The following is a 9,826-nucleotide window of genomic DNA, read 5'->3' on the forward strand; positions in this document are numbered from 1 at the left end:
TCGAGGTCGACGTCGCCGCCGAGCACGGCAGGTGGCGCCACCCGGTCCGATACCTGCGTCCCAGACTCGATCTCACCGCAGCTGACCTGCCACTCGCGCTGGACCTCGACAGCGGGTGACATGCCCGCGGCCGGAGCACAAGGATCGGTCCAGCTCTGCAGCGACTTCCTGATCAGAGGAGCGCCGCGATCTCCGGCCAGGCGTAGAAGACCTCGTCGGGTGACACCTCTCCCGCGAGGACTCCGCCGAGGGAGGTGTAGAAGCGGCGGGCGCGTTTGTTGATGGCCAGTACCCGGATCGCCAGCGAGCCGAACCCGTCGGCGCACAGATCGGCCGCCACCGCCTTCAGCAGGGCGCGGCCGTGGCCATGGCCCTGATGACCGGGATGGACCGCGAGGGCGTAGATCTCGGCGTCAAGGCCGAGCGCTGGATCCGCCGGGCCGCCCATGACCAGACCAATGACCGTCCCGTCCGGCAGTTCGGCGATCCTGGTGTGATGTGGCCGAGGCCGTTCGGCCGCCTCCCCGAGGAGATTCCGGCGCCAGTTGGCGGCGGATTGCTCGCGGGTGACGTCGAAGTCCTCGAATTCGGCGAACGTGGCACAGGTGATCTCGGCCATGACGTCCGCGTCGGGCGGGAGGGCGTATCGGATCGGCATGAGCGGAGACTACGGCGGGGTTCCCGGCTGCTTTAGGAGACGGCGACCCAGGGCCGCCGACATGTAGAGTCGACCCGATTGGGCTGGTGCCCAAGAGGTCGCCGGTGAACAGCGTCCGGCGCCGTGCTGACCAGCGTTGGCATCGGCGCCCCCGGGCATGGTTCCTCAAGTGGTCAGGATCGGCGAAGAGTTCGGCATCGCTTACTTCTCCGGCGGGGCTTCGACGGCCTGGCCGGCAAACACGACGCAGCCGTCCGAGCGGCGCGGCCCGGGCGCGTGTCGTAGACGTGTGGCCGCGTGCTTCGCGCCTGCTCTTCGTCGGTGGCTGTCCATCCGCTTCTGGATCGCCGTTGAGCAGTTCACGAACTGGTCGAGATGGTCCGCCTGGATTGAAAACCACTGCGGCGTGGTGGTGTGCCCCGGCGCGGTTGACATATGACCGGCGGCCTTCCCGGTTTTCGTGGTGAGATCGGGACCGCAGAAATGGCTGTGCCCCGGCTGCGTGCGATGCAGAGGCAGATCCGGGGCTTATGCGTCCGACGCTAGCACAACCACTACATCGGAGAGGTCGACCCAGGTGGATCGAGCCGAGGCCCTACGGCTACGCCGGGTGCTGTCACAGGCGCGTATCGGTGAGTACGCCGCGGTATGCGGTGGCGACACCGTGGCGGCGCTGCGGTTGTTCTGCTGGAACACCGAGGTCGCCGGCGGGCTGTATGGTCCGTTGCAGCACCTGGAGCTTTCGCTGCGCAGCGTGATGGACCAGCAGATGCGACAGCTGTTCGGGCGCGCCGATTGGTGGGATGCCCCGGCGGCCGATCTTCACTTCGGTGCACGGCAGAAGGTCACGGATGCTCGCGCCCAGCTGCGCCGGCAAGCGATCCCGGCCACACCGCAGGAGGTCATCAACGAGCTCCCGTTCGGGTTCTGGGTCGGTCTGCTGGGCAGCGGCAACCGCTACGACCAGCGGTTGTGGCGCACCGCCCTGTATCGGGCCTTTCCGCACTACCGCGGACGCCGCAGGGACCTGCACCAGAAACTGGACTATCTGCGCGTGCTGCGTAACAAGATCGCTCACCACTCCCCGATCCACCACCGGCACCTGCACGCCGACCACGAGACGATCGTGGAGGTCCTGGGATACATCGACCACGGACTTGCCGGACTGGTCCGCCGCTACAGCAACGTCCCGGAGATCCTGGCCCGGCGCCCGCCAACGGGCCAATGATCGACCAGGCCGACCCGAGGATCTCGGATCGGGCGGTGCCTCGGCCCGTTTGACCGCGGACGCCAGATCGGCGGCGGCGGGCGCAGCGCGCGGGCGGGCAGCACCAGCGAGGCATCCGCAGCCGCCAGCGACACCGACCCGATCAGCGCGCCGCAGCGGATCGACGTCATCGGCCCGCAGCTCTGGCAGGAGCGGGGTGAGGATCACTGCGGCCGCAGATGTATGGCGCTCTGCGGTCGAGCTGTGACCTCCACCCGATACACGGCCACCGCGGTGCACGCGCAGGGAGCGGGCGCCTCCGGGGAATCGCGGTACCTGTGACTCCAGGCGGGTGCGTCGTTCTCGACATAGGCCGGGCCGCCGTGGGTCAAGATCAGGGGTCATGGGCGCGGCGAGGATCAGACTGACCACTGCCACCAGGCTCGTGCTCGATGTGCTGCTGGCGTCCGGCGCGGATGACCCGGCCTGGGGGTATCGCATCTGCGAGCTGGCCGGGCTGGGCTCTGGGACGGTGTACCCGGTTCTGGAGCGGTTGGAGGAGGCAGGGTGGATCAGCGGGGACTGGGAACAGGGCCATCCGATCGGGCGGCCGCGCCGCCGCTTTTATGCCCTGACCGGAACTGGACGGCAGCTGTACTCCACTGCTAACTCCGCCCGGCGTGCGCGCCCGTGGCCTGCCACGGCGCTGTTGCGAGAAGGACGCACGTGACCACTGATCTGTCCCCCCGGCAGAGCACACCTCCCGAAATTCCTGCTGCCGCGGGCCCTGGAAAAACCGTGCCCGCGAGGGACACCCTGCCCCGCCTTGCCGGGGTACTGCGGTGCGCGGTGGCCGGCGCCGCCGTCCTGGGGGCGACCGGCGCCGCCCGCGCGGTCGGACAACTGGCCGACGGCGACGGCGAGAACCTGCTGGGACTGCCGGTCGGCGCCATCGGCGCGGTGTTCACCGCCGCGCTGATCGCCCTGACCGTGGCGTTCGCCACCGACGTGCTCAGCGAAGGCCACAACCTGATCATCACCGCCACCCTCAGCGCGGTGATCTTCTGCGGCGCGGTCGTCGGGCTGATCGCCGGATGGACCCCGGCCGTCGCCGTGGCCGGAGCGAGCCTGGGCATCGGCGTGCTCATCGCCGCCGTCACCCTGGCCGGTGACGTCATCCAGGCGCTGCGCGGCGTCGACGTGCACCGGCACTCCCATACCGTCGCGGTCACCCTGGCCACGCTGGCGGTGGCCATCGCCGGACGGCACCGCGCCTGGCGCATCGAGGAGTTCCTGGCCGACCTGCTACGCCCGGACGCCACCACCGGGCGGGCCCGCCCCGGCGCGTCGGCCCGGCTGCGGCACGCCGCCGGGCTGCTAGTGGCGGCGATCCGGTTCCGCATCCGCGACCTGGCCCAGCCCGCGGTGAAACTGGGCGACTGGTTTCTGGAGTCCCCGCGCACCGAGTGGCTGATCGCTGTGATCACGCTGTTGTGCGGCCGCTACTACTACGGCCAAGGCCGCGGCTGGGACGGGATGATGGACAGCGCCGAAAAGATCGTCGCCATCGCCGGGTCGGTGGCCAGCGTCCTGTTGTGGCTGCGCCACAGGCGCGGCAAGAACCGCTGACCCTGGGAGCGGGCGGCTCAGGGCTGTCACCCCCTTTGCCGGGTAACTCCTCGGCGACTTTCCGCCGTTTTGGGGGCCCGTGGCGGCACGCTTGAGGGGTGAGGGCATTGCAGCCGCCGCAGGGCGGGCGTGGGCACCGAGACGGGCGCCGAGGGTGGCGGCGGGTGTGGCCGGTCGTGCTGGCCGGATCGGCGGTGGTGGTCCTGTGCGCAGGGCTGGTGGGGTTCTTCGCCGATCCGCTGCACCTGCCGGGCGCGGTGTTGGCGGTGCTGGATCAGCGGGCCAGCGTGGTGAGCATGTTCCTCGGCGCGCTCGCGCTGCTGGTCTCGGTCGCCGGCCTGCTGGTGCAGCTGCGCTCCGGAGACACGCCGCAACCCGACGGCCCGAGGTCGCCATCGATGCACGCACCCGCCGGTGGCCAGGCTGCGATGCACAGCGGCGCCGGCACGGCGGCACGGCAGCCCTCGGCGTCGCCGGGACCGGACCCGGCGCGGTCCGCGCCGCCTGCGAAGGCAGACGAGCAGACCCCGCCACCACGGCGCTGGCATGCCGGGGACCACATCGAGTTCCACGGCAACGTCTTCGGTGGCAACGTCGTCGGCAAGCAGGTGAACACCTCGTCGTCTTCCCGGCGGGATGACGATGAGCAGCGGTGACACCGAACCGGGTCAGCGGGGGGATCGTGTCGAGTTCTCCGGCAACCTCATCCACGGCAACGCCGTCGGCGCCGAGTATCACCATCACGACCATCACCACTATCCGCCTCCCGCAGGTTCCGGGGAGGGACTCACGCCCGCCGGGCGGCCGATCGGCCAGATGGGCCCGCTGGATCTGGAGGTGCATCCGGCGATCGACGCCGGAGCCAGGGCGGCCGGGCTGGGCGAGCTGCCGGTCTACATCCGCCGCGCGCACGATCAGGTGCTGGCCGATGTGGTGGGCCAGGTGGCCGGCGAGGGGTGTCGTTCCTGGCGACAGGCCTGGCTGTCCGTCGGACCCGCGGACACGCTGCGGCCCAGGCGCGGCTGGCAGGCGAGCCGCCGCTACGGCCGTCAGCCGAGCGCCATACCGGAACGGCCGATTCGTCGGGCTGGTCGCGGCCAACGCCCTGGCGATGCTGCACGACTCGATCCTCTTCGTCCTGCTGCCACTGTGGGTGGTCGGCGTGCTGGGCCTGCCCGCATCGTTCTCGTCGATGCTGCTGGCGGTCAGCACAGCGCAGACCGCGCTGTCGCAGGGTTACCTCGCGCGGTTCGCGCAGGGGCTCGTGCCGTCCGTACGCGCCATCCGTCTGGCGTGCGGACTCCTGGTGGCGACGTGCGTGCTCCTCTCGACCGCTTCGGCCCTGAGCGGGGTGGCCGCAGCCGTCGGGGCGATCACAGGCGTGATCGTCCTGACGCTCGCGGAGAACCTGCTGGTCGCCGCCAGCTGGGAGCTGTCGTACGTCGTCGCGCCGGAGGACCGCCGGGCCCAGTACCTGGCGTTCTTCAGCCTCGGCTTCGGCAGCCAGCGGGCCCTCGGCCCCCTGCTGATGACTGCGGTCGTGCTGCCCACGGGGGTAGCGGGTTGGGCCCTGCTGAGCCTGCTGTTCGTCGTGGCGGCCGGGGCACGACGCTCGCGGCCCGGCCGGTGAGCACCGCGTGACCCGCCGACCCCACCGACCGGGCTACGAGGGCTGTTACGCCTGCGGCGCCGACGCGGTCGGCGGTCTGCGCGTACGCGTCGTCGGCGACGGACCGGACGGGCTCGTCGCCAACGCGCGGCTGGGCACCTCGCACCAAGGCGCGCCCGGCATCGCGCACGGCGGCATCGTGGCGGCCGTGCTCGACGAGGTCATCAGCCTCACCCTGTGGCGCGTGCTGGACCGGCCGTGCGTGACCAGGCGGCTGGAGGTCGACTTCCTCGCGCCGGTGCCAATCGGGCGGGACGTAGAGCTGCGCGCCCAGTGCACGGAGACCCAGGGGCGCAAGGTCCGCGCCCGAGCGGAGGCGCTGTTCGACGGCCAGGTCCGCGCCCGGGCCGACGGACTCTTCATCGAAGTTCCCGAACACCATTTCACCCACCACCGGGGGTAGCCGCCATGACCGTGTTGGACCGGCCACGCACAATGCCCCGTCGGGTAGCCGCAGCAGGCATGATCGGCTCGGCCGTCGAGTGGTACGACTTCTACCTGTACGGCACTGCGAGCGCGCTGGTCTTCAGCAAACTGTTCTTCCCCGACCTCTCCCCGGTGACCAGCATCATCGCCACGTTCGCCGCGTACACGGTGGGCATCCTGGCCCGCCCGCTCGGAGCGATCGCCGCGGGGCAACTGGGCGACAGGTACGGCCGCAAACCCGTCCTCGTGCAGTCGCTGTTCATCATGGGGACGTCCACCGCGCTGATCGGCGTACTCCCGACCTACGCGCAGGCGGGCGTTCTGGCGCCCGTGCTGCTGACGATCCTGCGGCTGCTCCAGGGGTTCGCCGTCGGCGTCGAACAGGGCGGCGCGGCCGTGCTCATGGTGGAGAACGCCTCGGCGCGCCACCGGGGCTTCTGGGGGAGCCTCGTCATGTCCGGGTCATCTGCGGGCCTGCTCTTGGCGTCCGGGGCGTTCGCGCTCACCCGGGCGCTCCTCACCGACGAACAGTTCCTGGCATGGGGCTGGCGGGTGCTGTTCCTGACCCAGCCTCGTCCTCATCATCGTTGGCCTGGTCATCCGGGCCTCCATCGACGAGGCGGAGGCATTCGTCACCGCCCGGCGGGAGGAACGGCTCTCGGCCTCACCGCTGCGCACCGTCGTCGGCGAGCACCGGCGTAACCTCCTCCTCGCGATCGGCGTGCGGATCTCGCAGACCGCGGCCTCCTACTTCTTCACCGTCTTCGTCCTCTTCTACCTGGAGCACGAAGTGCCGGAACACCGCGGCATCGGCGTGGTCGCGGTCACGACGAGCGCCGCCCTGAGCCTGGTCACCGGACCGCTGTGGGGCGCGATCTCCGACCGCTGGGGCAGACGGCGGCTGTTCCTCTTCGGCGCGATCGGATCGGCTTTGTACATCATGCCGTTCTTCCTGATCGTGGACACCCACTCGCCGACGCTGATTTTCCTCGGCGTGCTGCTGGGCCTCAACGTGCTGCACGACGCCATGTTCGGGCCGCTCGCGGCTTGGTTCGGGGAGTTGTTCCCGACCAACGTCCGGTACAGCGGCACTTCCATCGCCTACCAGGTGGGCCCGGTGCTGGGCGGCGGCCTCCTACCGCTCCTGGCGACCTCGCTGTTCTTCCTGGGCGGCAGCAGGCCCTGGCTGATCTGCAGGTACTTCCTGGTGCTGTCCGCGGTGACGGTGGCGGCGGCGTTGGCAGCCCCGGAAACCAATAGACGTCAGGACGAGTCCACGACGACGACTTCGCCGTCCCTCACACGGCGGTGAGACAGACCCCGCCGCTCGTAGTCCGCCACGACCCGCTCGATCGCGGCGGACTCCGGGTGGTCGGACCGATAGTGCGGCAGGAAAACGTAGTCGAGCAGCCCCAACCCGTCCCACCGCGGTTCGTCGACCGCGGTCGGGTCGTCGACGAACTCCAGCCCCCGCAGCGTCGGTCCCAGCACGCAGCATCCCGCGCTGTACCCCGCGTAGACGACGGCGTCGGCGGTGACGAGCTCCCGCAACACCAGATCCGCCCCGCTGCTAGCCAAGGCCTCCCGGAGCACGAACACATTGCCCCCACGCACCCACACGACGTCGAACGAGGCCAACTCCCCGGCGGCACCCTCCAATCGCAGGTCCACCTCGACGGGCTGGAACCCCAGTCCGCCCAACGCGTCCAGTTCGAGCTGAACGGCGTCCCGCCGCACCACGCCGTCCGCGGCATCCATGGCGTTCGCCACCACAGCCGCGGACGACCCGGAACTCAACTCCAGCAGCCGCTCGACATCATCACCCAGGCGCCACGAGGACAAGTACATTCGCACGGAACCCATTGTTCCGCACGACGGCGGCGGTGATCGCGCGGAGGACGGGAGGGCTGCCGCCCGGCAGCGGCCGCCCTCCCTTTCCAGTTCAACCGGTGGTGCGCTCGACGGGGATCCAGAGTCTCTGGCTGGTGGCCGATCGCCGTCCGCTGCGGGAGGCCGACACCCGCCACCGAGGCAGCGCCTACCAGCTGGGACACGTGTTCGGCGGTGTCCGGGCTTGCAACCGCCGCCATTCCTCCAGGTCCTGGCCGGTGGCGAACACTCCGCAGGCCCGCGATGGCATGGAGGAGTAGACGGCCTGCCGGGACACCCCAGGATTTCATCCCGGGCCGATCCAGAGCCTGTACGCGGGAACGGTGCCCGGCCGCTTATCTACTCCTCCGTGTCGTCGAGGATGGCGATCGCCTGGTTGTACTACGGGTCGAGGGAGCAGCCTGCTTGGGCTCCGGTTCGGGTGGAGTCAACGCCGGTTCTTCTTGCGTTCGATTGGACCGGAGGAACCCGCCTTCCTCGGCCGCAATTGCTGAGCGACGATGCGCTGCGCCTCCGTCAATTCCCAGGTCAGGCAGTCCGCTGCATCGCGAGCGTCGAGGACGAACGTGTGGCCGCAGCTGAATGCGAGGTACGACGACGGCTTTTGAACGCCGGTCCTGGTACGGTCGCCGCCGTCACCGTAGGGGCAGACTGGATTGGCAGGGTCGATACGCTGGGCATGCCGCGCGTACAGGTCCTTGATCGCCGCATCATTTCGATCATCTTCGGACTCATCCCTTTTGGCCACGAACACGTGACCATCAGCGACGCTGAGGCAGCTCTTTAATCCAATCCCGAACCTTCCTATATGCGCGGACCGTGGGGAAGGGCTTTCGGATTCCATCGCCATGTCGGGGACCCTGTCGTGTCAGTGAATTCGTATTGTCATGGACAGCATGGCGCGACGTCCGGTTCTTTCCCCAGTTCTGGCTACAGGTATAACCGGGTGGCCGCGGCCAGTTCGGAGGAGGGATGCCTGGTGGCGGCAATGATGGCCGTTTCCGGTGTGCGTTCTCGGATGTCGGCGTTGGTGATACCCAGCACCGCTGGGGGACTACCCAGATCGCCGTACTGGCCGACCACGGCTGCAACGATCGCTGCTCGGACATCGGCCAAAACGTCTTTGGCCGATCCTCGTGGACCCCGGGTGGACAGCAAACCGAGCATCGCGGCACAGCGCAGCTGCTCAGGCGCCAGGTGACCGGGCGCCTGCGGCGGAACAGGGCGATCGAGCCAGAATGTCGCACCGCCAAGGTCCCCCGGATACCAGCCGCCGCCCTCGCACTGCAGCGTTCCCACCGCGTCGGCGACCAATTGCCCGAACGCGGCCAGATCGGTGCCAGGGAGCAGGTCTGTGGTGACGAGCACAGGAACGATCAGGGCGTCGCCCATGGGAGAGTCCTTCCGTCAGAGCGTGATGCTACTGATCGCCACTGACAGTCACAGCGGATTCGCTCGACAACGGTTCGCCGTGCCTCACCGCCCCCGGCCGAGCTGCTTGAGTCCTCCTCCGCGCCGAGTTCGCTACGGCCGAGCCTCGCGGAGCGACGGTAGCTGTCAAACCGTTTGAGACGTTTCAGGCAACTTGTTCTATATCGGAGCTGGTTTCCTCCTCGACGGGTTCGTTGATCCAGACGGTTTTGGGCAGGCTGGGCGGAGTGGGCTTGCGGCGGAACCGGCCGGGGTTGGCGGCGTAGGCGGCCTGGAGCGTGCGTGCCCGCTCGGTCCGGATCTGGCCGGCGGTGCCCAGATGGCCCGAGGCCGGGGTGTGCAGGCCGATACCCGAGTGCCGGTGCTCGTGGTTGTAGTAGGTGAAGAACTCCTGGCAGAAGGCGCGGGCGTGAGCGATCGAGCCGAACTGCCCGGGGAAGGCCGGGCAGTACTTCAGCGTCCGGAACTGTGCTTCGGAGTAGAGGTTGTCGTTGGACACCCGGGGCCGGCTGTGGCTTTGCGCGATGTTCAGGTCGGCCAGCAGCGCCGCGACCGGCTTGGAGGTCATCGAGGTGCCCCGGTCGGCGTGCACATGCGCGGGCGCCTGGCCGCCGTTGGCGCCCATGGCCGCGGCGATGAACGGTCGCCGCGTCACCGCCCCTCTCATGGGCGGCGTACTGGTGCTCCAGCCCGTACAGCGGGTGATCGATGTGGGTGGTGCGGCGCCGGTCGTAGCGCAGCGTGGTGTCGACCGAGGCGTGCATCGCGATGCCCTTGACCCGGTCGGCGGGGATGCCGCCTTCCAGCAGCGCGGTGAGCACAGTGGCGCGCAGCATGTGCGGATGCAGGGCGCGGGCGCGCTCAGCGGGGATCTGGCCGACGATCGCGGCCTGGGTGATCGCCGCGCTGACCCACC

The 9,826-nt window shown here is 69.5% G+C and carries 13 protein-coding genes and 2 pseudogenes; 9 read left to right on the top strand and 6 right to left on the bottom strand.

The window, feature by feature from the left end:
* Positions 1–172: 172 nt before the first annotated feature.
* On the bottom strand, positions 173–658 hold the full coding sequence (locus DQ384_RS39925; protein WP_114034093.1) for a GNAT family N-acetyltransferase: 486 nt from the start codon (positions 656–658) through the stop codon (positions 173–175).
* A 169-nt stretch (positions 659–827) separates the two neighbouring features.
* Between DQ384_RS39925 and DQ384_RS40775 the strand changes: the two genes are divergently transcribed.
* The 9 genes from DQ384_RS40775 to DQ384_RS42590 all read left to right on the top strand — a co-directional run bounded on the left by DQ384_RS40775 (position 828) and on the right by DQ384_RS42590 (position 6,901).
* On the top strand, positions 828–1,097 hold the full coding sequence (locus DQ384_RS40775) for a hypothetical protein (protein WP_147269103.1): 270 nt from the start codon (positions 828–830) through the stop codon (positions 1,095–1,097).
* Positions 1,098–1,235: 138 nt separating this feature from the next.
* Positions 1,236–1,886, top strand: a complete 651-nt coding sequence (locus DQ384_RS39930; protein ID WP_181871703.1) for a hypothetical protein — start codon at positions 1,236–1,238, stop codon at positions 1,884–1,886.
* A gap of 382 nt (positions 1,887–2,268) precedes the next feature.
* The gene (locus DQ384_RS44355; RefSeq protein WP_114034095.1) at positions 2,269–2,595 is read left to right on the top strand and encodes a PadR family transcriptional regulator; all 327 of its coding nucleotides are present in this window, start codon (positions 2,269–2,271) and stop codon (positions 2,593–2,595) included.
* Between the two features lie 68 nt (positions 2,596–2,663).
* On the top strand, positions 2,664–3,494 hold the full coding sequence (locus DQ384_RS39940; protein WP_114034096.1) for a hypothetical protein: 831 nt from the start codon (positions 2,664–2,666) through the stop codon (positions 3,492–3,494).
* Between the two features lie 164 nt (positions 3,495–3,658).
* A complete protein-coding gene (locus DQ384_RS39945; RefSeq protein ID WP_114034097.1) occupies positions 3,659–4,150 on the top strand; it encodes a hypothetical protein in 492 nt (163 codons plus the stop codon).
* Positions 4,151–4,605: 455 nt separating this feature from the next.
* Positions 4,606–5,124 carry an MFS transporter gene (locus tag DQ384_RS39950; protein WP_114034098.1) on the top strand — a complete coding sequence of 173 codons (519 nt, stop codon included), beginning with the start codon at positions 4,606–4,608 and terminating at the stop codon, positions 5,122–5,124.
* 7 nt (positions 5,125–5,131) lie between these two features.
* Positions 5,132–5,566 (top strand): PaaI family thioesterase, encoded by a 435-nt coding sequence (locus tag DQ384_RS39955; RefSeq protein WP_114034099.1) that lies wholly within the window; start codon positions 5,132–5,134, stop codon positions 5,564–5,566.
* 59 nt (positions 5,567–5,625) lie between these two features.
* Complete coding sequence (locus DQ384_RS42585) at positions 5,626–6,291, top strand: MFS transporter (RefSeq protein WP_220183397.1); 666 nt, start codon at positions 5,626–5,628, stop codon at positions 6,289–6,291.
* The gene (locus tag DQ384_RS42590) at positions 6,200–6,901 is read left to right on the top strand and encodes an MFS transporter (RefSeq protein ID WP_245967102.1); all 702 of its coding nucleotides are present in this window, start codon (positions 6,200–6,202) and stop codon (positions 6,899–6,901) included. Before DQ384_RS42585 ends, DQ384_RS42590 begins: the two co-directional genes overlap by 92 nt.
* Here the strand turns inward: DQ384_RS42590 and DQ384_RS39965 are convergent.
* The 5 genes and pseudogenes from DQ384_RS39965 to DQ384_RS44360 all read right to left on the bottom strand — a co-directional run.
* A complete protein-coding gene (locus DQ384_RS39965) occupies positions 6,853–7,437 on the bottom strand; it encodes a Type 1 glutamine amidotransferase-like domain-containing protein (RefSeq protein WP_245967103.1) in 585 nt (194 codons plus the stop codon). The two genes, DQ384_RS42590 and DQ384_RS39965, sit on opposite strands and share 49 nt — an antisense overlap.
* 469 nt (positions 7,438–7,906) lie before the next feature.
* Positions 7,907–8,329 (bottom strand): hypothetical protein, encoded by a 423-nt coding sequence (locus tag DQ384_RS40780; protein WP_220183399.1) that lies wholly within the window; start codon positions 8,327–8,329, stop codon positions 7,907–7,909.
* Between the two features lie 80 nt (positions 8,330–8,409).
* Entirely contained in the window at positions 8,410–8,871 is a 462-nt protein-coding gene (locus DQ384_RS39970) for a hypothetical protein (protein ID WP_114034100.1), read from the bottom strand.
* Between the two features lie 184 nt (positions 8,872–9,055).
* A pseudogene (locus DQ384_RS39975) lies at positions 9,056–9,502 on the bottom strand (transposase); the annotation flags it as partial.
* A 187-nt stretch (positions 9,503–9,689) separates the two neighbouring features.
* Positions 9,690–9,746: pseudogene (locus DQ384_RS44360) on the bottom strand (hypothetical protein); the annotation flags it as partial.
* Positions 9,747–9,826: the final 80 nt, after the last annotated feature.

This window comes from Sphaerisporangium album (genome assembly GCF_003323745.1).
In the GTDB taxonomy this organism is placed as follows: Bacteria; Actinomycetota; Actinomycetes; order Streptosporangiales; family Streptosporangiaceae; genus Sphaerisporangium; species Sphaerisporangium album.

What these genes read in the sequence shown, in the direction of transcription:
- DQ384_RS39950 (WP_114034098.1), top strand. Translation starts at nt 4,606, where the DNA reads ATGCTGCACGACTCGATCCTCTTCGTCCTGCTGCCACTGTGGGTGGTC.
- DQ384_RS42585 (WP_220183397.1), top strand. Translation starts at nt 5,626, where the DNA reads ATGATCGGCTCGGCCGTCGAGTGGTACGACTTCTACCTGTACGGCACT.
- DQ384_RS39925 (WP_114034093.1), bottom strand. Translation starts at nt 658, where the DNA reads ATGCCGATCCGATACGCCCTCCCGCCCGACGCGGACGTCATGGCCGAG.
- DQ384_RS44355 (WP_114034095.1), top strand. Translation starts at nt 2,269, where the DNA reads ATGGGCGCGGCGAGGATCAGACTGACCACTGCCACCAGGCTCGTGCTC.
- DQ384_RS39970 (WP_114034100.1), bottom strand. Translation starts at nt 8,871, where the DNA reads ATGGGCGACGCCCTGATCGTTCCTGTGCTCGTCACCACAGACCTGCTC.
- DQ384_RS40780 (WP_220183399.1), bottom strand. Translation starts at nt 8,329, where the DNA reads ATGGCGATGGAATCCGAAAGCCCTTCCCCACGGTCCGCGCATATAGGA.
- DQ384_RS39965 (WP_245967103.1), bottom strand. Translation starts at nt 7,437, where the DNA reads ATGTACTTGTCCTCGTGGCGCCTGGGTGATGATGTCGAGCGGCTGCTG.